Genomic DNA, 19412 nt, shown 5'->3' with positions numbered 1-19412 from the left:
AAACCAGAAATTCCCACGGTTCGTGATGAACCGTGGGAACTGGATGAGTGTCCGAGGGGGGACTTGAACCCCCACGCCCGATAAAGGGCACTAGCACCTCAAGCTAGCGCGTCTGCCATTCCGCCACCCGGACCAGGTGATCCGCCCCGGTTTCCCGCGGCGACAAAGAAAACAATACCAGGGGTTCGGGGTGCCTCTCACCTGCATATCCGGTGGCCGGGCAGTGGACATTGCGCTGGTCAGTGCGGTGCGGGCGCGACGGGGAGCCATTTCGTGGATGCTTCCCGGCACTCATGTACGGACGGTTCCCAGGCAGGTACGGAACGTGCTGCCGGAGGGTCGGCGGCGGGGTCCACCGGCGGCCGGGCGGGGCGGGTTACGTTCGCCACCATGAGTGATCGCGGCTCCCGTCCTCCCCGCGCGCTGTCGCCGCTGCGCGAGCATCTGCGCGAGACCTTCTGGTTCGCCCCGGCCATGACGCTCGTCGTCGCCTGCGTGCTGTGGTTCGCCGCCTCGGCGCTGGACGAGCGGCTCGTCTCGTACCTGCGCGAGGAGCAGGCGTACGAGGACATCCAGGATCTGGTGAAGGTCGCCGAGGACACCAAGCAGATCGTGGTCACGGTCAGCTCGGCGATGATGACCTTCATCGGTGTGGTCTTCAGCATCTCGCTGGTCGCGGTGCAGATGGCGAGCGGCCAGCTCACACCCCGGGTGGTGCGGATCTTCGTCCGGAGCCGGATCAGCAAGCTGACCCTGTCGGTGTTCCTGGCGACGTTCGTGTTCTCGCTGCTGGTCCTCAGCTCGTACGAGAGCGAGACCGACCCGCGCCGGGTCACCTCGCTGCCGTTCGTGCAGAGCGTGCTGACCGCCCTGCTCGTCGGACTGAGCCTGCTGCTGTTCATCGCGTACGTGAGCTCCACGCTGCGCCTGATGCAGATCGGGCCCGTCCTCGACCACATCACCCGGGACACCTTCCGGGTGCTGGCCCGGATGCCCGCCGGCCGCCCCGGCGAGGGGCCGCTGCCCGAGGAGACCGGGCAGATCCTGTACGAGGGACGGGCGGGGGTCCTCCGCGATGTCAATGTGGCGCGGCTGGTCCGGGCCGCCCGGCGCCAGGGTGTGGTGCTCCGCCTGGTCCCCCGGCTCGGGGACTTCGTGGTGCCCGGGACGCCGGTGCTCGCCGTGCACGGCGGGGCGGCTCCGTCCCGGCACGCGCTGCGTTACACGGTGTCGGTGGGCGTGGAGCGCACCCTGCACCAGGACCTGGCGTTCGGGCTGCGCCAGTTGTCGGACATCGCGTTGCGGGCGCTGTCCGCCGCGACGAACGACCCGACGACGGCCGTGCAGTGCCTGGACCGGATCGTGCAGTTCCTGGCGGCCGCGGTGCGGTTGCCGCTCGGCACCGTGCACCACCGGGACCGCAAGGGCGCGGTCCGGCTGGTGCAGGAGGTTCCGTCGTGGGAGGACCTGGTGGACCTCGCCTTCGAGGAGGTACGCCGGTGCTCGGCGCCCGCCCCGCAGGTGACGCGGCGGCTCCTCGCCGGGATCGACGACCTGATGCCGCTGGCCGGGCCGGACCGGCGGGAGCCGCTCGTCCGGCACCGCGCGCTCGTCGTACAGGCGGTGGAGCACGCGGTGCCGGGCCCCGCCGAGCGGGAGTTCTCGCTGCTGCCCGACCGGCAGGGCATCGGCTGAGCGGGCCCCGGTGCCGGGCGGTCGCTCAGTCCTTGCCGCCGAACGCCGCGTCGAAGGAGGCGCTCGGCGGGTCGAAGTCGTACCGCTTCAGGGACGCCAGCGCCTCCGGTGCCCCCGCCAGCCGGTCCATGCCGGCGTCCTCCCACTCCACCGACACGGGGCCCTCGTAACCGATGGACCGCAGCATGCGGAACACGTCCTCCCAGGGCACGTCCCCGTGGCCGGCGGAGACGAAGTCCCAGCCCCGGCGGGGGTCGCCCCAGGGCAGATGGGAGCCGAGGCGGCCGTTGCGGCCGTCGAGGCGTTTGCGGGCCTCCTTGCAGTCCACGTGGTAGATCCGGTCCCGGAAGTCGTACAGGAAGCCCACCGGGTCCAGGTCCTGCCAGACGAAGTGGCTCGGGTCGAAGTTCAGGCCGAAGGCGGGGCGGTGGTCCACCGCTTCGAGCGCGCGGTGCGTGGTCCAGTAGTCGTACGCGATCTCGCTGGGGTGCACCTCGTGGGCGAAGCGGACGCCCTCCGCGTCGAAGACGTCCAGGACCGGGTTCCAGCGCTCCGCGAAGTCCTCGTAGCCGCGCTCGATCATGTGCGGCGGGACCGGCGGGAACATCGCGACCAGGTGCCAGATGGACGAGCCGGTGAAGCCGATGACGGTGTCCACACCGAAGGCGGCCGCGGCCCGCGCGGTGTCCGCCATCTCGGCGGCGGCCCGGCGGCGCACCCCCTCCGGCTCGCCGTCGCCCCAGATCCGGGCGGGCAGGATGCCCTGGTGGCGTTCGTCGATGGGGTGGTCGCAGACCGCCTGGCCCACCAGGTGGTTGGAGACCGCCCAGCACTTCAGGCCGTACTTGTCGAGCAGGGCCCGGCGGCCGTCCAGGTACGCCGGGTCCGCGAGGGCCTTGTCCACCTCGAAGTGGTCGCCCCAGCAGGCGAGTTCGAGGCCGTCGTAGCCGAAGTCGCGGGCGTACCGGCAGACCTCCTCCAGAGGGAGGTCGGCCCACTGACCGGTGAAGAGGGTGAAGGGACGGGGCATGGGGACAGGACCTCCTAGAGGGTTACGGGGGTGAGGACGGAGTTCTTCGCGGCGCTCTCCTCCACCGCGGCCAGCACCCGCTGCACCTGGAGGCCGTCCGCGAAGGACGGCAGCGCCGGGCCGGCTCCCCCAGCGATCGCGCACACCACGTCCCGGGCCTGGTGGACGAAGGTGTGCTCGTAGCCGAGGGCGTGGCCCGGCGGCCACCACGCCTCCAGGTAGGGGTGCTCGGGCTCGGTGACGAGGACGCGCCGGAAACCGGCCGTGGCCGCGGATTCGGTGTGGTCGTGGAAAGACAGTTCGTTGAGGCGTTCCAGATCGAAGGCGAGCGAACCGCGCTCCCCGTTGATCTCAAGACGCAGGGCGTTCTTGCGGCCGGCCGCCATCCGGGTCACCTCGAAGGACGCGAGGGCGCCGGACGCGAGCCGGCCGGTGAAGGCGGCGGCGTCGTCCACGGTGACCGGGCCGGTGTCCCCGGCCGCCGCCCCGCCGCCGAGCCCCCCGGACGGTCCGGCGGGCCGGGGCCGTTCGCGTACGAAGGTCTCGGTCAGCGCCGACACCGCGACCAGCGACTCCCCCGCGAGGTACTGCGCGAGGTCCACCACGTGGGCCCCGAGGTCGCCGAGTGCGCCCGAGCCCGCGCGGTCCTTGTCGAGGCGCCAGGTGAGCGGGGACGCGGGGTCGGTCAGCCAGTCCTGGAGGTAGACGGCCCGCACATGGCGCAGGGTGCCGAGGCGGCCCTCCGCGATGAGCCGGCGGGCATGGGCGAGGGCGGGCACCCGGCGGTAGTTGAAGCCGACGAAGGCCGACCGGCCCCGGGCGGCGGCGCGCCCGGCCGCCGCCGTCATGGCCTCCGCCTCGGCGACGGTGTTGGCGAGCGGCTTCTCGCAGAGGACGTGCTTGCCGGCCTCCAGGGCGGCGACGGCGATCTCCGCATGGCTGTCGCCGGGGGTGCAGATGTCGACCAGGTGCACGTCGTCGCGGGCGATCAGGGCGCGCCAGTCGGTCTCGGCGGCGGCCCAGCCGTGCCGCCCCGCTGCGGCCTCGACCGCCGTCCGGTCCCGCCCGCAGACCGCGGCGAGGACCGGCCGCATCGGCAGGTCGAAGACGTGTCCGGCGGTGCGCCACCCCTGGGAGTGGGCCGCGCCCATGAACGCGTATCCGACCATGCCGATCCCGAGCGTCGGCGGTGCTGCCGTCTCCTGCTGCGTCTGATCCCTCTGGGCCATCCGGGCTTCCTCCTCGTCGGTGGTGCGGCACGTACGGGCGCTGGGCAGGTCAGTTGAAGCCCGTCGGCAGGTACTGGTCGACGTTGTCCTTGGTCACGACGGCGGAGTACAGGGTGAGGCTGGTGGGGATCTCCAGTTCGGAGAGGCCGGACACCCCCTTGGACTGGCCGAGGGCGCGGGCCAGGTCGATGGCGGAGGCGGCCATGGTCGGCGGGTAGAGGACGGTGGCCTTCAGGACGCTGTCGCCGGCCTTGATGGCGTCCATGGCGGACTTGGCCCCGGCGCCGCCGACCATCAGGAACTCGTCGCGCCCGGCCTGCTGGATCGCGCGGAGGGCACCCACGCCCTGGTCGTCGTCGTGGTTCCACAGGGCGTCGAACTTCTTCTGTGCCTGGAGGAGCTGCGCCATCTTCGCCTGGCCCGACTCCACGGTGAAGTCGGCCGCCTGACGGGCCACCAGTTCGATGTTGGGGTAGTTCTTCAGCGCGTCGGCGAAGCCCTTGCTGCGCTGCTTGGTGAGCTCCAGGTTGTCGATCCCGGCGAGCTCGACCACCTTGGCGTTCTTCTTGTCCTTGAGCTGTTCGCCGATGTACGTACCGGCGTTGAGGCCCATGCCGTAGTTGTCGCCGCCGACCCAGCAGCGGTATGCCTGCGGCGAGGCGAAGACGCGGTCGAGGTTGATGACGGGGATGCCCGCCCGCATGGCTTCCAGGCCGACCTGGGTGAGGGCCTTGCCGTCGGCGGGCAGGACGACCAGGACGTCGACCTTCTTGTTGATGAGGGTCTTGACCTGGCCGATCTGGGCGGCGGTGTCGTTGGAGCCCTCGGTGGTCTCCAGGGTCACTTCGGAGTACTTCTTGGCCCGGGACCTGGCGTTCTCGTTGATGGCGTTGAGCCAGCCGTGGTCGGCCTGGGGTCCGGCGAAGCCGATGGTGACGGGCTTGCCCGGCTTGTCGTCGGCGGCGGGCGCCCCGCTCTGCGCGGGGGCGTCCTTCTCCTTGGGCTCGTTGCTGGTGCAGGCGGTGAGCAGGGCGCCGGCGGAGACGGCTGCGGTGCCGAACAGGAGCCCTCTGCGACTGGTTTGAGGCATGGCTGTGGAACCCTTCATCCGGTGGGTGGGCGTGCGGGAGGCGAACGGGCCGGGCCGGTCAGGTCTCGGTGCGGGTGGTGCGGCCCTGGACGAGGACGGCGGCGACGATGATCGCGCCCTTGGCGATCTGCTGGACGTCGCTCTGCAGGTTGTTGAGCGCGAAGATGTTGGTGATCGTGGTGAAGATCAGGACGCCGAGGACGGAGCCGGTGATGGTGCCGCGTCCGCCGCTGAGGAGGGTGCCGCCGATGATCGCGGCGGCGATGGCGTCGAGTTCGTAGAGGTTGCCTGCGGTGTTCTGGCCCGAGCCGGACAGGATGATCAGCATGAAGGCGGCGATCCCGCAGCACAGCCCGGACAGCAGGTAGAGGTAGAGCCGCTGCCTGCGGACGTCGATGCCGGCGAGCCGGGCCGCTTCGGCGTTGCCGCCGATGGCGACGGTGCGGCGGCCGAAGGTGGTGCGGTTCAGCAGCAGCCAGCCTGCGGCGGTGACCGCGGCGAAGATCAGGACGAGCGGCGGGATGCCGAGGACGTAGGAGTCGGGCAGGCCCAGGTCCAGGACCGCGTCCACGGTGACGATCTGGGTCTTGCCGTCGGTGATCATCAGGGCGACTCCGCGCGCCGAGGCGAGCATCGCCAGCGTCGCGATGAACGGCACCACCCTCCCGTACGCGATGAGCACCCCGTTGACCAGGCCCGCGCCGACGCCGACGAGCACGGCGGTGAACAGGATGCCCGCGAGCCCGTACTCCTGGGTGGCGACGGTGCTCGCCCAGACGGAGGCCAGGGCGACCATGGCGCCGACCGAGAGGTCGATGCCGCCCGAGGTGATGACGAAGGTCACGCCGACGGTGACGACACCGATCACCGACGCCTGGGTCAGGATGAGTTGGAGGTTTCCGGTGTCCAGGAAGGCGTCGGGTTCGGTGAATCCGCCGACGGCCACCAGCACGGCGAGGATGCCGAGGAGGGACAGGGTGTGCAGGTCCAGGCGCAGCCCGAGGGCGCGCGGAGGTCCGGGCTTCTTCAGGGTCACGGGGGCGGGGCCCTGGTCCGGACCGCTCTGCCGCGCCGTGGGAACGGGGTGGGTCATGGCGTCGGGCTCCCTTCCATCACGAGGTCGAGTACGCGGTGCTCGTCCAGGTCCGCGGCGTCGGCGGTGTGCACCACACGCCCCTCGCGCAGGACGAGCACCCGGTCGGCGAGGCCCAGGACTTCGGGCACTTCGCTGGAGACGAGCAGGACGGCCAGCCCTTCACCGGCCAGCCGGCGGATCACGGCGTAGAGCTCGGCCCGGGCGCCGACGTCGACGCCTCGGGTCGGTTCGTCCAGCAGCAGCACCCGGCAGCCGCGCAGCAGCCAGCGGGCCAGGACCGCCTTCTGCTGGTTGCCGCCGGAGAGGTTGCGGACGGGGGTGTCCGGGTTGTCGGGGTGCAGCGACAGGACCCGGGTGGCCTCGACCGCCGCCCCGCGCTCCGCGACGCGGTCCAGCCAGCCGGCCCTGGAGTAGCGGGACATGGTGGAGAGCGAGACGTTGCGGGTGACGGATTCGAGCATCAGCAGCGCCTGGGCCTTGCGCTCTTCGGGGGCGAGGCCGATGCCGGCGGCGACGGCGGAGCGCACGCTCCCGGGCCGCAGCACCTTCCCGTCGACGGTGACCCGGCCCGCGGTGGCCCGGCGGGCGCCGTAGACCGTCTCCAGGATCTCGGAGCGCCCGGACCCGACGAGCCCGGCGAGGCCGACGATCTCGCCGGGCCGCACCTCCAGGTCGACCGGGGCGAACTCCCCCTCCCTCGTGAGCCCTTCGACGGTGAGTACGGGGGCGGCCCCGGCGCGCCCGGCCGGTGGCGGTGTGCGGGGTGGGAAGACGTACTCCACCTCGCGGCCCGTCATCAGCGCCACGATGTCGTGCGTCGGCGTGGTCTCTGCCGGCAGCCCCGAGGCGACGGCCCGGCCGTCCTTGAGCACCGTCACCCGGTCGCCGATGCGGCGGATCTCCTCCAGGCGGTGCGAGATGTAGACGACGGCGACGCCCTCGGCGGTGAGCGAGGCGATGATCCGGAAGAGGTTGCCGACCTCGTCGGGGTCGAGCGCGGCAGACGGTTCGTCCATCACGATGAGGCGGACGTCGTGCGAGAGGGCCCGGGCCATGGACACGATCTGCTGCTGGGCGGCGGAGAGTTCACCGACCGGGCGGGCCGGGTCGATCTCCGGGTGCCCGAGCCGGGCCAGGAGGGCGGCGGCCTCGGCGCGGGCGCGGCGGGATCGGACGACGAAACCGGCGCTGGTGAACTCGTGGCCCAGGAAGACGTTCTCGGCGACCGACAGGCCCCGGACCAGGTCGAGTTCCTGGTAGATCGTGGCGATGCCGAGGCGCATCGCGGCCATGGGCGTCCTGAGTTCGGCGGGCGCTCCGCGCCAGGTGATCTCGCCGTCGTCGGGCTGGTGTGCCCCGGCGAGGACCTTGATGAGGGTGGACTTCCCGGCCCCGTTCTGGCCGAGGAGGCAGTGCACTTCGCCGGCCTGGACCTCCAGGTCGACGCCGTCGAGGGCGCGGACACCGGGGAAGGACTTGGTGATGCCGGACATGGTGAGCAGCGGTGGTTGCGGAGCCATGACGAATCCCCTCGGCGGACGAGGTGTGGGTGTGTGGGGCCGGCCGCATGGGCGTGCCGGGCGGGTCAGGCGGGTGAGAACAGGTGGTCGCTGATGAGCCTGGCCGCACCGGTGACTCCGGCGGCGGGTCCCAGCTCGCCCAGGACGATCGGCAGGTTGCCGGTGGCCAGCGGCAGGGAGCGCCGGTAGACCTGGGCCCGGACGGCGGCCAGCAGGGTGTGGCCGAGTCCGGTGACGCCGCCGCCGATCACCACCAGGGCGGGGTTGAAGAAGCTGACGAGGCCCGCGATGACCTGGCCGACGCGATTGCCGCCCTCGCGGATCAGAAGGAGCGAGGTGGCGTCCCCGGCGGCCGCGGCGGCGGCCACGTCCGCGCCGGTCAGCCGGCCGGAGGCCTCCAGGCGGGCCGCCAGCTCCTCGGACCGTCCGGCGCGGGCCGCGTCCTCGGCGTCGCGGGCCAGGGCGGCGCCGCTGAAGTGGGCTTCCAGGCAGCCCCGGTTGCCGCAGGCGCAGAGCCGGCCCCCCGGTTCGACCTGGATGTGGCCGATGTCGCCGGCGCTGCCCGTCGCGCCCCGGTGGACGGTGCCGCCGACGACGATGCCGCAGCCGATGCCCGTACCGATCTTGACGCAGAGGAAGTCGCCCACGGAACGGGCGACGCCCGCCTGCTGCTCCCCGAGGGCCATCAGGTTCACGTCGTTGTCGACCATGACCGGGCAGCCCAGCTCCTGGCTGAGTGCCTCGCGGACCGGGAAGCCGTCCCAGCCGGGCATGATCGGGGGTGCGACGGGGACGCCCTCGGGGAAGCGGACCGGTCCGGGGACACCGATCCCGGCGCCGTCGAAGCTGTCGGCGAGCCCGGAGTCCCGGAGCTTCGCCGTCATGGACAGCACCTGTTCGAAGACCGCGACGGGCCCTTCGCGTACGTCCATGGGGTGGTTGAGGTGGCCCAGGACCTCCAGCTCCGCGTTGGTGACCGCCACGTCGACGGAGGTGGCGCCGATGTCGACGCCGAGGAAGCGCAGGTGCGGGGCGAGCCGGATGTTGTGCGAACGGCGGCCGCCCCGGGAGGCGGCCAGCCCGTCGGCGACGACGAGTCCGGTCTCCAGCAGCCGGTCGACCTCGACGGCCAGCTTGGACCGCGAGAGGTCGACCTGATCGCCCAGCTTCGCCCGGGAGTTGGGCCCACCGTCGCGCAACAGCTTGAGCAGTCGCGCCTGGTGGGCGTTCGCGGGTCGTGCCGTCATACGTCTCACGCGCCCCTCCCGCCTCGTCGGCCTGTCCGTCGGGCTTGGGAGGGGAACGTAGCAGCGGTTGCCGGGACTGGGAAGAAGTCGCGCAGGAATCCGGCGAACTTTCTCCTGCCTGAGGACAAAGACCGGCCGCTCCCCGGGCTCACGGGCAGCTGATCACCTGTCCCGCGTAGCTGAGGTTGCCGCCGAAGCCGAAGAGGAGGACGGGCGCACCGCTCGGGATCCGGCCCTGTTCGACCAGCTTGGACAGGGCCATGGGGATGGAGGCGGCGGAGGTGTTGCCGGAGTCGACCACGTCGCGCGCGACGACGGCGTTGACCGCGCCGATCTTCCGGGCGACCGGTTCGATGATGCGCAGGTTGGCCTGGTGCAGGACGACGGCGGCCAGGTCCTCCGGGGTGAGGCCCGCCCTCTCGCACACCTTGCGGGCGATGGGCGGCAGCTGGGTCGTGGCCCAGCGGTAGACGGACTGGCCCTCCTGCGCGAAGCGCGGCGGTGTCCCCTCGATGCGGACGGCGTCCCCCATGGCGGGGACCGACCCCCAGAGCACCGGGCCGATGCCGGGGCGCTCCGTACCGGGCGGGTCGGCGACGACGACGGCGGCACCGGCACCGTCCCCCATCAGCACGCAGCTGGAACGATCCGTCCAGTCGACGATGTCGCCCATCTTGTCGGCGCCGATGACCAGGGCGCGGGTGGCGGCTCCGGCCCGCAGCGCGTGGTCGGCGGTGGCGAGGGCGTGGGTGAAGCCGGAGCAGACCACGTTGATGTCCATGACCGCGGGCGCCTCCATGCCGAGCCGGGCGGCGACCCGGGCCGACATGCTCGGGGAGCGGTCGATCGCGGTGGACGTGGCGACCAGCACCAGGTCGATGTCGGACGGCTGGAGCCCGGCCGAGGCGAGGGCCTTGGCCGCCGCGTGCGCGGCCAGCTCGTCCACCGGTTCGTCGGGGCCGCCGATGTGGCGGGTCCTGATGCCGACGCGGCTGGTGATCCACTCGTCACTGGTGTCGACCATGGCCGCCAGGTCATGGTTGGTGAGCACCTTGGCGGGCTGGTAGTGGCCGAGCGCCACGACACGTGAGCCGGTCATAAACAAAGGTCCCCTCGCTCCATCTGTCAGGAACCAACCAGTCTTGGTCGCTACCGCCCGGTACGGGGGCAGGTGATCCCACAGGAATACCGGCCCCGGCTTGGAGGGCTCGTCAGCAGCCCCCGGTGGCCCGGGACCCGGCCATGCGGTTGCGACGCCGTACAGCCGGTGCAGGACAATGGCAGCGTCGGGGCGCACCGAGGCCCCCTCACCTAGAGAAATCAGGTCCAACGTTCATGGGACGGGTCACCGAGCGCCGCCGCACCATCCGCATCCGGGACGGAGCAGTCTCCACGCGTCCCGACACCCTCGTCGCCGAGGAGCCCCTGGAGATCCGGCTGAACGGGAAGCCGCTCGCCATCACGATGCGCACCCCGGGCGACGACTTCGCACTGGCGGCGGGCTTCCTGGTCAGCGAGGGCGTGATCGGCGGCCAGGGCGATGTGGCGTCGATCGTGTACTGCGCGGGCGCGACCGCCGACGGGGTCAACACGTACAACGTGGTGGACGTGCGGCTCGCGCCGGAGGTCGAGGTCCCCGACATCACGCTGGAACGCAACGTCTACACCACGTCGTCCTGCGGGCTGTGCGGCAAGGCCAGCCTGGACGCCGTCCGCACCACGACCCGGCACCCCGTCGCCGACGCTCCCCCGCTGCTGCTGGCCCCCGCGCTGCTGGCCGGGCTGCCCGACCGGCTGCGGGCCGCCCAGCGGGTCTTCGACCGGACCGGGGGCCTGCACGCGGCGGCGCTGTTCTCGGAGACCGGCGAGCTGATGGACGTACGGGAGGACGTCGGGCGGCACAACGCGGTCGACAAGCTGGTGGGCCGGGCGCTGACGGACGGGCGGCTGCCGCTGTCCCGGTCGGTCCTGCTGGTGTCGGGGCGGGCCTCGTTCGAGCTGGCGCAGAAGGCGGTGATGGCCGGGATCCCGGTGCTGGCGGCCGTCTCGGCGCCCTCGTCCCTCGCCGTCGACCTGGCCGCCGAAACGGGCCTGACCCTGGTCGGCTTCCTGCGGGGGCCCTCGATGAACGTGTACGCGGGAGAGCACCGCATCGCGCTGGACGCGGGTCAGCCCACGGATACGGCCTCCGGCGACGCCTCCACCTGAGCGTCGCGGGCGCGCCGCTTGGCGATCACCGCGCACACCATCAGCTGCATCTGGTGGAAGAGCATCAGCGGCAGCACCGCCAGGCTCGCCTGGGCGCCGAACAGGACGCTGGCCATGGGCAGCCCGGAGGCCAGGCTCTTCTTGGACCCGGCGAACTGGATCGCGACGCGGTCCGCCCGGCCGAAGCCGAGGCGCTTCGCGCCGTGCCAGGTCACCGTGAGCATCAGGGCGAGCAGGACCGCCTCGGCGCCGAGGAGCGCGCCGAGCCGGGCCGGGGTCACCTGGTGCCAGACGCCGGCGACCATGCCCTCGCTGAACGCGGTGTAGACCACGAGCAGGATCGAGCCCCGGTCGACCAGGCCGAGGACCTTGCGGTGGCGGGCGACGAAGCCTCCGATGCGGCGGCGCAGCAGCTGGCCCGCGACGAACGGCAGCAGCAGCTGGACGCCGATCTTCAGCAGGGCGTCACCGGAGAACCCGCCCCCGCTGCCGCCGAGCAGCGCGGCGGCGAGGAGCGGGGTGAGGAAGATCCCGGCGATCGAGGAGAAGGACCCCGCGCAGATCGCGGCGGGGACGTTGCCCCGGGCGATCGAGGTGAAGGCGATCGAGGACTGGATGGTCGAGGGGACGAGGCACAGGAAGAGGAAGCCGCTCTGCAACTGCGGCGACAGGACGTACGGCACCAGGCCCGCGCTCGCCAGGCCCAGCAGCGGGAAGACGACGAAGGTGCAGGCCAGGACCGTCAGGTGGAGCCGCCAGTGGCGCAGCCCCTCCAGCGCCTCGGCCGTGGACAGGCGCGCCCCGTACAGGAAGAAGAGGAGCGCGACCGCACCCGTGGAGGCCTGGCCTGCCACCTCGGCGGCCGGGCCCGAGGCCGGCAGCAGCACCGCGAGGACGACGGTGCCGATCAGCGCCGCTATGTACGGGTCGACCGGCAGCCAGGACGGCGGCTGCGGGATGCGGCGGCGGCTCATCTGCTCCACGTTTTCTCTCGATCAGGGCCGGGCAGCCCTCGGGGCGTGCCCGGGAACCATCCTGCTCGGACGCCCTCCGATCGGGAAACCCGTACACCGCTCTGACTGTCATCACGATCCGCGATAGCCTGCCGGCCATGTACGACCCCGCACAGCTGCGTACCTTTCTGGCCGTCGCCCAGACCCTGTCCTTCACCGCCGCCGCCCGCCGGCTCGGGGTGCGGCAGTCCACGGTCAGCCAGCATGTGCGGCGGCTGGAGGACGCGACCGGGCGGCAGCTGTTCGCCCGGGACACCCACCGCGTCGATCTCACGGCGGACGGCGAGGCGATGCTCGGCTTCGCCCGGACCATCCTGGAGGCGCACGAGCGGGCGTCGGCTTACTTCACCGGGACGCGGCTGCGCGGGCGGCTGCGGTTCGGCGCCTCGGAGGACTTCGTGCAGACCCGGCTGCCGGAGATCCTCCAGACGTTCCGGCGCGACCATCCGGAGGTCGAGCTGGAGCTCACCGTGGAGCTGTCCGGGACCCTGCACCGGCAGCTGGAGGCGGGCCGACTGGACCTGGTGCTGGCCAAGCGGCGGGCCGGGGACACCCACGGGCAGCTGGTCTGGCAGGACGCCCTGGTCTGGATCGGCGCTCCGGGGCTCCGGCTCGACCCGGACCGCCCGGTGCCGCTGGTCGTCTTCCCGCCGCCGGGCATCACACGGGCCCGGGCGCTTGAGGTGCTGGAGGAGCAGGGCCGCTCCTGGCGGATCGCGTGCACGAGCGGCAGCCTCAGCGGCCTGGTGGCGGCCGCCCACGCGGGGCTCGGCGTGATGGCGCACACCCGGGGCCTGGTGCCGCCGGGCCTGGAAGCGGTGCCGGTCCGGGCGGGCCTGCCGGAGCTGGGCGCGGTGGACTTCGTGCTGCTGCACGGCAGGCGCCGGGGCGGTGCGCAGCAGGCGGCGGACGCGCTGGCGACGGCGATCCTGGCGGGCGGTGACCGGCTGATCCGCGGAGTTCGTGGGCGTGAGCCGGCATGACCGGGGACCGCGAGGGGGAGAATGCCCGGGACGCGACCGCCGGTGCCGGGTATGGCCGATCCCACCGGACCGGCCATACCGGGGCAGAGCCGCCCACACCGGCAGTGATCGCGGCGTACAGATTCGGTGGAGATTCCCGCGCGAGCCGCTTACCCCGCGGTCCCAAGCGCGCCCGAGCCTTGCCCATCTGGCCGGATTTCGGCCCCTGACCTGTGCATATACCAAGCGGTACGGCCCCTTCCGGCCCCTCCCGCGCCGACGCCCGTTGGGGTAGCGTCGCGGCGCTGTGCGGAGCACCCCAAGGAGCAGGTCATTGCGCGAATTCACGGTCCCACCCATGACGGCCGCGCCCCTCGTGGGCGGCCTCGCCGACGTCGTGTTCGACCACGCCGACGAGGAGCCGCACCGGGTCGCGCTCGGCCGCAAGGACGCGGCCGGAAACTGGCAGGACGTGACGTCGGCCGCGTTCCGTGACGAGGTGCTCGCACTGGCCAAGGGGCTGATCGCGCACGGAGTGCGGTTCGGCGACCGGGTCGCCCTGATGTCGCGTACGCGCTACGAGTGGACCCTGTTCGACTTCGCGCTGTGGGCGGTGGGCGCCCAGTCGGTGCCGGTCTATCCGACGTCGTCGGCCGAGCAGGTGCTGTGGATGCTGCACGACGCCGAAGTGTCGGCGGTGATGGTGGAGCACGAGGACCACGCGATGACGGTGGCCTCGGTGATCGACCGGCTGCCGCAGCTGAAGCGGCTGTGGCAGCTGGACGCGGGCGCGGTGGCGGAGCTGGTCGAGGCGGGTGCGCACGTCGAGGACGAGGTGGTGCACCGGCACCGGCGGGCGGTGACCCCGGAGTCGGTGGCCACCGTCATCTACACCTCGGGCACCACGGGGCGCCCCAAGGGCTGCGTCCTCACCCACGCCAATTTCATGTTCGAGGCGGACACCATGGCCTCGCGCTGGGAGTCGGTGTTCCACTCCAGACCGGGCGACGAGGCGGTGACGCTGCTCTTCCTGCCGCTGGCGCACGTCTTCGGCCGGATGGTGGAGGTCACCGCGATCCGGGGCCGGGTCAAGCTGGGGCACCAGCCGGAGCTGTCGGCCAAGGCGCTGATGCCGGACCTGGTCTCCTTCCGGCCGACGTTCATCCTGGCGGTCCCGTACATCTTCGAGAAGGTCTTCAACGCGGCCCGGCGCAAGGCGGAGGCGGAGGGCAGGGCGGGGCCGTTCGACAAGGCCGTGGACATCGCGGTGAAGTACGCGGAGGCGATGGAGGCCCGGGCCTTCGGCACCGGCCCGGGGCCCTCGGCCGGACTGCGGATGCAGCACCAGTTCTTCGACAAGGTCGTGTACAAGAAGGTCCGCGAGGCGATGGGCGGCCGCATCCGGCACGCCATGTCGGGCGGCTCGGGCATGGAGCGCGGCCTCGGCCTGTTCTTCGCGGGCGCCGGAGTGACGGTGTACGAGGGCTACGGGCTGACCGAGACGACCGCCGCGGCCACCGCCAATCCCCCGGAGCGGACCCGGTACGGCACGGTCGGGCAGCCGATCCCCGGCAGCACGGTGCACATCGCGGAGGACGGGGAGGTGTGGGTGCACGGGAACCATGTGTTCGGCGGGTATCTCGGCGACCCGAAGGCGACCGACGCGGTGCTCCACGACGGCTGGCTGGCCACCGGGGACCTGGGGGCGCTGGACGAGGACGGCTATCTGACGATCACCGGGCGGAAGAAGGAGATCCTGGTGACGTCCGGCGGTAAGAGCGTGTCCCCGGCAGCCCTGGAGGAGCGGGTCCGGGCGCATCCGCTGGTGGCGCAGTGCATCGTCGTCGGCAACGACCGGCCCTATGTGGCGGCGCTGGTCACCGTCGACCAGGAGGCCGTGGAGCACTGGCTGGCGATGCAGGGGCGGCAGCAGCTGGCCCCGGGCGAGCTGGTGCGCGACCCGGACCTGGAGATGGAGGTGCGCCGCGCGGTGGTGGCGGCGAACACCGCGGTCTCGCAGGCGGAGTCCATCCGTACGTTCCGCATCCTGGCGCACCAGTTCAGCGAGCAGCACGGGCTGCTCACCCCGTCGCTGAAGCTGAAGCGCAAGGCGATCGAGGCGGCGTACGAGTCCGAGGTGGACGCGCTGTACCGCTGAGCGGGAGCGGATCGGGGCGGCCGGGAATGCGTGGGCGTCCTTGATCGTTGACCCTGGGAAGTCCCACCCCTCAACGTAAGGATCCTCAGCTCGTGAGCCAGGTCCCCTCCCTCACCCTCAACAACGGCGTCGAGATGCCCCAGCTCGGGTTCGGAGTCTGGCAGGTGCCGGACGACGAGGCGACGAAGGCGGTCGCCACCGCCATCGAGTCCGGGTACCGCAGCATCGACACCGCCGCGATCTACCAGAACGAGGCGGGCACGGGCAAGGCCATCGCCGCCTCAGGTGTCGCACGCGACGAGCTGTTCGTGACCACCAAGCTGTGGAACAGCGAGCAGGGCTACGACTCGACGCTGCGCGCCTTCGACGCCTCGCTGGAGAAGCTGGGCCTCGACTACGTCGACCTGTATCTGATCCACTGGCCGGTGCCGGCCAAGGACGCGTACGTCGACACCTACCGGGCGTTCGAGAAGATCTACGCCGACGGCCGCGCCAAGGCCATCGGTGTGTCGAACTTCCTCCCGGAGCACCTGGAGCGGCTGCTCGGCGAGACCTCCGTGGTCCCGGTGCTCAACCAGATCGAGCTGCACCCGCAGCTCCAGCAGGCCGAGTCCCGCGCCCTGCACGCCAAGCACGGCATCCTCACCGAGGCGTGGTCGCCGCTCGGTTCCGGCAAGGGCCTGCTGGAGGTCCCGACGGTCCTCGCGGTCGCCCGCAAGCACGGCCGCACGCCCGCCCAGGCGGTGCTGCGCTGGCACCTCCAGACGGGGAACGTCGTGATCCCGAAGTCCGTGACGCCGTCGCGGATCGCGGAGAACATCGACGTGTTCGACTTCGAGCTGGACGCCGACGACCTGGCCGCCTTCGCGGCGCTGGACGAGGGCAAGCGGCTCGGCCCGAACCCGGGCGAGTTCAACCTCGGCGCCTGACCGCCCCGGCTCCACGGAACCGCCGCCCCCGCTCGTACGCGAGCCGGGGCGGCGGTTCCGCTGTCGCACGGGGACGGGTCAGGCGTCGCGCCGGCCCAGGTGGAGGGTGCGGGCCAGGAGCAGGAAGGCGTCCGGGCGGCGGTGCAGCGATGCCGCGTCCGCGGGGTCGAGGAGCCGGTCGAGCACGGCGTTGTCCTCGGCGTCGAGGTGGTCCCGCAGCCCGTCACGGCGGCGGGTGAAGTCCGCGACGACCTGTTCGCGGGCCGCGTCGCCGAGGGGCGCGGGCAGGTCGAGCAGGAAGCTGCGGGTGCCCTGCGGGGTGAGGCCGGCCGCGCCGAACAGGGCCGCCCAGTCCTCGACCTCGCGCCGGGCGTCGGGCAGCTCGGCACGCATCTCCTGGAAGAGCTCCGCCTCGGCGGCCTCCATCCGGGCTTCGATCCCGGGCCTCCCGAAGCCCAGGTCGCGCGGGAGCTGCCGGGCCTGGAGCCCGCCCTCGACCAGGGCGACGGTGCCGCCGGGGCGCAGCAGCGCGCCGAATCCGGCGAGCACGGCGCGCTGGTCACCCATGTGGTGCAGGGTGTTCCCGGCCCAGATCAGGTCGGCCTCGCCCAGGGCGGACAGCTCTTCGGGGAGGGTGGCGTGCAGGGTGGTGACGCGGCCGTCGAGCCCGAGCCGCCGCGCCCGGTCCCGGGTGCGCTCCAGGAGGGCGGGGGTGCCGTCGACGGCGACGACCTCGGCGTCCGGGAAGACCTCGGCGAGCAGGCAGGCGACCACCCCGGGGCCGGCGCCGACATCGAGGACCCGGCGGACCTTCGGGGCGGTGGGCAGGGCGGCGATCCAGCGGGCCGCCTCGGTGTACTGCGCGCTGCTGAGCTCGGCGTTGCGCTCCAGGAGCGGGGCCATGACGTCCCAGTCGGGTTCGGACCCGCCGTGGTGGTGCCCGTGCGCGGAAGGCTCGTGGTGCAGGCCCTGGTGGCCCTCGTCGTGGTGGCCGTGGCCGGAGTGGTTGCTCATGGCACCAGGGTCACCACGCCCCGCCGTTCAGGCAAACATCCTTGCCGTTCCGGCAAGCCGTTCGGCTGGGCTACCCGCGCCGGAAGGCCAGCAGCCGGTACTCCGGGTCGGCGCGCCGTCGCTCCTGGTCCGGCAGGGAGGCCAGACTCCGGACGAGCTGTTCGGCGGCGTCTCCCGGCAGGGCCAGGCGGGAGGTGTAGTAGCCCCGGCGGACCCCGCGTGCGGCGCTCACCGGCGACCGGCCCTGCCCGTGCCCGGTGAAGAACGCGTCCCCCGCCACTTCGAGGCCGCCCGCCGCCGCATGGGCGTCGGCCGGGGTCGGCGCCAGATACGGGGCGAACACCGCGTCGATGTCGCTGCCCACGTCGTGCGCGGCGTCCTTGTCGACGGTGGTGACGAACACCCCGCCCGGCCGCAGCACGCGGGCCGCCTCGGCCACCACCGCCCGGACCGCGCCCGGCTCGCGCAGCAGATGCAGCAGCCAGACGGCGGTGACCGCGTCGACCGCCGCGTCGGGCAGGGGCAGCCGGCGGGCGTCGGCGAGCACGACGGCACCGACGCGCTGCCGGGCGACGGCGGCCATGCCGTGCGCGGCGTCGGAGCCGGTGACCCGCAGCCCGGGCCGGCCCGCGGCGAGCCGCCCGGTGACCAGACCCGTACCGCAGCCGATGTCCAGCAGGGAGCGTGCCGCGTCAGGCACCAGACCGAGCACCGCGGCGGCCGCCGCCCCGGCACGCGGCAGCCCGCCACGCGTGGCGTCGTAGACCGCGGCCTCTTGGTTGTAATCGAGCATCGGGAGGCGACTCTAGGCCATGACCGCCGCTCCTGGGGGCAAACCAGAGGTCTGAACCACCGACGTATTGCCGTGTGGCCACGGTGGCCATAACGTGCGGTGATGGAGCTGGAGTTGCGCCATCTGCGAACCGTACGTGCCATCGCCGACACCGGCAGCCTGACCAAGGCCGCCACCGCGCTGGGCCTCGCGCAGCCGGCCCTCAGCGCACAGCTGCGGCGGATCGAGAAGGCGCTCGGCGGCCCGCTGTTCGACCGCGACCACACCGGGGCGCGGGCGACGCCCCTGGGCGAACTGGTCCTGGAGCGGGCGAGGGTCGTGCTGCCCGCCGTCAGCGAACTCCAGGAGGAGGCCGTCCGGTTCGCCAACGCGATGGGGACCATGGAGCGGTTCCGGCTGGGCGGCACGCACGGCCCGCTGCTCGGCGGCCTCGTGGACCGACTGGCCGCCGCGCACCCGACGGCGCCGGTGTCCACGTACACCTCCTGGTCGGTGGCCGAGATCGCCTCGCAACTGGTGGACGGTCGGCTCGACTTCGCGCTCATCGGTACCTGCGGCGAGAGCGCCCCGCCGGACGCGGAGCGGCTGGAGTGGCAGGTCGTCGGGGTCGATCCGGTCTTCGTCATGCTGCCGGAGACCCATCCGCTGTCCGGCCGGGGCGAGTTGGAGCTGTCCGAGCTGGCGGACGAGTGCTGGGCGGACGTGCCGGGCGACGGCTGCTTCGCCGACTGCTTCGTGGCGGCGTGCGCGCGGGCCGGCTTCCGCCCGGTGTCGGTGTACGAGACGGACACCTCGTCCGTCGTCCATCTCGTCCAGGTGGGGCGCGCGGTGGGGCTGTGCCGGGCGACGTTCCCGCCGACGCCGGGGGTGGTGACGGTCCCGGTCGCCGGGTCGCCGCTCAGCTGGCGCCATCTGCTGGGCTGGCATCCGCGCTCGGCCGCGGCGTCGGCGGCGGCCGGTGCGGTGAGCGGACACACCCGGGCGGCGTACGCCCAGGCGGTGGAGCGCAGCGAGAGCTACTCCCGCTGGCTCGCCACCCACCCCGGGTTCGGCGCCGCGGTCTGAGGACTACTCCGCCCCGTGGCCGGGTGCCACCGCGGCGACCCGGGCGGCGAGCCCGAGGTCCTTGTCGGTGACCTTGCCGCCCGCGTCGTGCGAGTTCACGGAGAGGGCGACCGTGTTGTAGCCGAGCGTCAGATCGCTGTGGTGGTTCAGCTCGTCCTGGATCGCCGCGACGTGCATCACGAGCGCGGCGGCGGCGACGTGCGAGGGCAACCGGTAGGTGCGGGTGATCCGGTCGCCCTCCAGGGACCAGCCGGGCAGCTCGCGCAGCCGGTTCTCGATCTCGTTCCGCGACAGCGGTGCGGCGGGCATGGGGCGGCTCCCTCACTGGTGGTCGATGCCGGTCGGCGGTGCCGGTGACGTTAC

At 72.5% G+C, this 19412-nt stretch carries 17 protein-coding genes and 1 tRNA gene; 6 read left to right on the top strand and 12 right to left on the bottom strand.

Annotation, left to right across the window (positions count from 1 at the left end; genetic code table 11):
* Nucleotides 1-48: 48 nt before the first annotated feature.
* Nucleotides 49-133, bottom strand: a tRNA-Leu gene (locus ACZ6C6_RS28640).
* A 257-nt stretch (nucleotides 134-390) separates the two neighbouring features.
* On the opposite strand from ACZ6C6_RS28640, the gene ACZ6C6_RS28635 reads away from it, so the two are divergent.
* Nucleotides 391-1695: a DUF2254 domain-containing protein gene (locus ACZ6C6_RS28635; RefSeq protein ID WP_469206745.1), complete on the top strand. Its 1305-nt coding sequence runs from the start codon at nucleotides 391-393 to the stop codon at nucleotides 1693-1695.
* A gap of 25 nt (nucleotides 1696-1720) precedes the next feature.
* Here ACZ6C6_RS28635 and ACZ6C6_RS28630 read toward each other — a convergent pair whose 3' ends face one another.
* From ACZ6C6_RS28630 to ACZ6C6_RS28600, 7 genes are all read right to left on the bottom strand, one after another.
* Nucleotides 1721-2725 (bottom strand): sugar phosphate isomerase/epimerase family protein, encoded by a 1005-nt coding sequence (locus ACZ6C6_RS28630; RefSeq protein ID WP_469206742.1) that lies wholly within the window; start codon nucleotides 2723-2725, stop codon nucleotides 1721-1723.
* A gap of 14 nt (nucleotides 2726-2739) precedes the next feature.
* Complete coding sequence (locus ACZ6C6_RS28625) at nucleotides 2740-3954, bottom strand: Gfo/Idh/MocA family protein (RefSeq protein ID WP_469206741.1); 1215 nt, start codon at nucleotides 3952-3954, stop codon at nucleotides 2740-2742.
* A gap of 49 nt (nucleotides 3955-4003) precedes the next feature.
* Nucleotides 4004-5044 carry a substrate-binding domain-containing protein gene (locus tag ACZ6C6_RS28620; protein ID WP_469206739.1) on the bottom strand — a complete coding sequence of 347 codons (1041 nt, stop codon included), beginning with the start codon at nucleotides 5042-5044 and terminating at the stop codon, nucleotides 4004-4006.
* Nucleotides 5045-5102: 58 nt separating this feature from the next.
* On the bottom strand, nucleotides 5103-6137 hold the full coding sequence (locus ACZ6C6_RS28615; RefSeq protein ID WP_469206737.1) for an ABC transporter permease: 1035 nt from the start codon (nucleotides 6135-6137) through the stop codon (nucleotides 5103-5105).
* Nucleotides 6134-7660, bottom strand: a complete 1527-nt coding sequence (locus ACZ6C6_RS28610; protein WP_469206735.1) for a sugar ABC transporter ATP-binding protein — start codon at nucleotides 7658-7660, stop codon at nucleotides 6134-6136. The genes ACZ6C6_RS28615 and ACZ6C6_RS28610 overlap by 4 nt, the downstream gene beginning before the upstream one ends.
* A gap of 65 nt (nucleotides 7661-7725) precedes the next feature.
* Entirely contained in the window at nucleotides 7726-8907 is a 1182-nt protein-coding gene (locus tag ACZ6C6_RS28605; RefSeq protein ID WP_469206733.1) for an ROK family protein, read from the bottom strand.
* A gap of 148 nt (nucleotides 8908-9055) precedes the next feature.
* Nucleotides 9056-10006: a beta-ketoacyl-ACP synthase III gene (locus ACZ6C6_RS28600; protein ID WP_469206731.1), complete on the bottom strand. Its 951-nt coding sequence runs from the start codon at nucleotides 10004-10006 to the stop codon at nucleotides 9056-9058.
* Between the two features lie 236 nt (nucleotides 10007-10242).
* Between ACZ6C6_RS28600 and fdhD the strand changes: the two genes are divergently transcribed.
* Complete coding sequence (gene fdhD, locus ACZ6C6_RS28595; RefSeq protein WP_469206729.1) at nucleotides 10243-11115, top strand: formate dehydrogenase accessory sulfurtransferase FdhD; 873 nt, start codon at nucleotides 10243-10245, stop codon at nucleotides 11113-11115.
* Here the strand turns inward: fdhD and ACZ6C6_RS28590 are convergent.
* On the bottom strand, nucleotides 11076-12089 hold the full coding sequence (locus tag ACZ6C6_RS28590; RefSeq protein WP_469206727.1) for a bile acid:sodium symporter family protein: 1014 nt from the start codon (nucleotides 12087-12089) through the stop codon (nucleotides 11076-11078). The two genes, fdhD and ACZ6C6_RS28590, sit on opposite strands and share 40 nt — an antisense overlap.
* Nucleotides 12090-12226: 137 nt before the next feature.
* On the opposite strand from ACZ6C6_RS28590, the gene ACZ6C6_RS28585 reads away from it, so the two are divergent.
* The 3 genes from ACZ6C6_RS28585 to ACZ6C6_RS28575 all read left to right on the top strand — a co-directional run bounded on the left by ACZ6C6_RS28585 (nucleotide 12227) and on the right by ACZ6C6_RS28575 (nucleotide 16177).
* The gene (locus tag ACZ6C6_RS28585; protein ID WP_469206725.1) at nucleotides 12227-13111 is read left to right on the top strand and encodes a LysR family transcriptional regulator; all 885 of its coding nucleotides are present in this window, start codon (nucleotides 12227-12229) and stop codon (nucleotides 13109-13111) included.
* Between the two features lie 337 nt (nucleotides 13112-13448).
* Nucleotides 13449-15248, top strand: a complete 1800-nt coding sequence (locus tag ACZ6C6_RS28580) for an AMP-dependent synthetase/ligase (RefSeq protein WP_469206723.1) — start codon at nucleotides 13449-13451, stop codon at nucleotides 15246-15248.
* 92 nt (nucleotides 15249-15340) lie between these two features.
* Nucleotides 15341-16177 carry an aldo/keto reductase gene (locus ACZ6C6_RS28575; RefSeq protein ID WP_469206721.1) on the top strand — a complete coding sequence of 279 codons (837 nt, stop codon included), beginning with the start codon at nucleotides 15341-15343 and terminating at the stop codon, nucleotides 16175-16177.
* Between the two features lie 78 nt (nucleotides 16178-16255).
* Here ACZ6C6_RS28575 and ACZ6C6_RS28570 read toward each other — a convergent pair whose 3' ends face one another.
* Nucleotides 16256-17191, bottom strand: a complete 936-nt coding sequence (locus ACZ6C6_RS28570; RefSeq protein ID WP_469206719.1) for a class I SAM-dependent methyltransferase — start codon at nucleotides 17189-17191, stop codon at nucleotides 16256-16258.
* A gap of 70 nt (nucleotides 17192-17261) precedes the next feature.
* Nucleotides 17262-17984 (bottom strand): class I SAM-dependent methyltransferase, encoded by a 723-nt coding sequence (locus tag ACZ6C6_RS28565; protein WP_469206717.1) that lies wholly within the window; start codon nucleotides 17982-17984, stop codon nucleotides 17262-17264.
* Between the two features lie 102 nt (nucleotides 17985-18086).
* Between ACZ6C6_RS28565 and ACZ6C6_RS28560 the strand changes: the two genes are divergently transcribed.
* Nucleotides 18087-19049 (top strand): LysR family transcriptional regulator, encoded by a 963-nt coding sequence (locus ACZ6C6_RS28560; protein ID WP_469206715.1) that lies wholly within the window; start codon nucleotides 18087-18089, stop codon nucleotides 19047-19049.
* A gap of 3 nt (nucleotides 19050-19052) precedes the next feature.
* On the opposite strand, the gene ACZ6C6_RS28555 is transcribed toward ACZ6C6_RS28560, so the two are convergent.
* Nucleotides 19053-19358, bottom strand: a complete 306-nt coding sequence (locus ACZ6C6_RS28555; protein WP_469206713.1) for a 4a-hydroxytetrahydrobiopterin dehydratase — start codon at nucleotides 19356-19358, stop codon at nucleotides 19053-19055.
* Nucleotides 19359-19412 lie beyond the last annotated feature (54 nt).

It is taken from the genome of Streptomyces sp. NPDC041814 (assembly GCF_055590565.1).
Note: the sequence above shows the minus strand (reverse complement) of the source record. Positions and strands in the feature narration are given on the sequence as shown.

What these genes read in the sequence shown, in the direction of transcription:
- ACZ6C6_RS28635 (WP_469206745.1), top strand. Translation starts at nt 391, where the DNA reads ATGAGTGATCGCGGCTCCCGTCCTCCCCGCGCGCTGTCGCCGCTGCGC.
- ACZ6C6_RS28630 (WP_469206742.1), bottom strand. Translation starts at nt 2,725, where the DNA reads ATGCCCCGTCCCTTCACCCTCTTCACCGGTCAGTGGGCCGACCTCCCT.
- ACZ6C6_RS28625 (WP_469206741.1), bottom strand. Translation starts at nt 3,954, where the DNA reads ATGGCCCAGAGGGATCAGACGCAGCAGGAGACGGCAGCACCGCCGACG.
- ACZ6C6_RS28620 (WP_469206739.1), bottom strand. Translation starts at nt 5,044, where the DNA reads ATGCCTCAAACCAGTCGCAGAGGGCTCCTGTTCGGCACCGCAGCCGTC.
- ACZ6C6_RS28615 (WP_469206737.1), bottom strand. Translation starts at nt 6,137, where the DNA reads ATGACCCACCCCGTTCCCACGGCGCGGCAGAGCGGTCCGGACCAGGGC.
- ACZ6C6_RS28610 (WP_469206735.1), bottom strand. Translation starts at nt 7,660, where the DNA reads ATGGCTCCGCAACCACCGCTGCTCACCATGTCCGGCATCACCAAGTCC.
- ACZ6C6_RS28605 (WP_469206733.1), bottom strand. Translation starts at nt 8,907, where the DNA reads ATGACGGCACGACCCGCGAACGCCCACCAGGCGCGACTGCTCAAGCTG.
- ACZ6C6_RS28600 (WP_469206731.1), bottom strand. Translation starts at nt 10,006, where the DNA reads ATGACCGGCTCACGTGTCGTGGCGCTCGGCCACTACCAGCCCGCCAAG.
- fdhD (WP_469206729.1), top strand. Translation starts at nt 10,243, where the DNA reads ATGGGACGGGTCACCGAGCGCCGCCGCACCATCCGCATCCGGGACGGA.
- ACZ6C6_RS28590 (WP_469206727.1), bottom strand. Translation starts at nt 12,089, where the DNA reads ATGAGCCGCCGCCGCATCCCGCAGCCGCCGTCCTGGCTGCCGGTCGAC.
- ACZ6C6_RS28585 (WP_469206725.1), top strand. Translation starts at nt 12,227, where the DNA reads ATGTACGACCCCGCACAGCTGCGTACCTTTCTGGCCGTCGCCCAGACC.
- ACZ6C6_RS28580 (WP_469206723.1), top strand. Translation starts at nt 13,449, where the DNA reads ATGACGGCCGCGCCCCTCGTGGGCGGCCTCGCCGACGTCGTGTTCGAC.
- ACZ6C6_RS28570 (WP_469206719.1), bottom strand. Translation starts at nt 17,191, where the DNA reads ATGAGCAACCACTCCGGCCACGGCCACCACGACGAGGGCCACCAGGGC.
- ACZ6C6_RS28565 (WP_469206717.1), bottom strand. Translation starts at nt 17,984, where the DNA reads ATGCTCGATTACAACCAAGAGGCCGCGGTCTACGACGCCACGCGTGGC.
- ACZ6C6_RS28560 (WP_469206715.1), top strand. Translation starts at nt 18,087, where the DNA reads ATGGAGCTGGAGTTGCGCCATCTGCGAACCGTACGTGCCATCGCCGAC.
- ACZ6C6_RS28555 (WP_469206713.1), bottom strand. Translation starts at nt 19,358, where the DNA reads ATGCCCGCCGCACCGCTGTCGCGGAACGAGATCGAGAACCGGCTGCGC.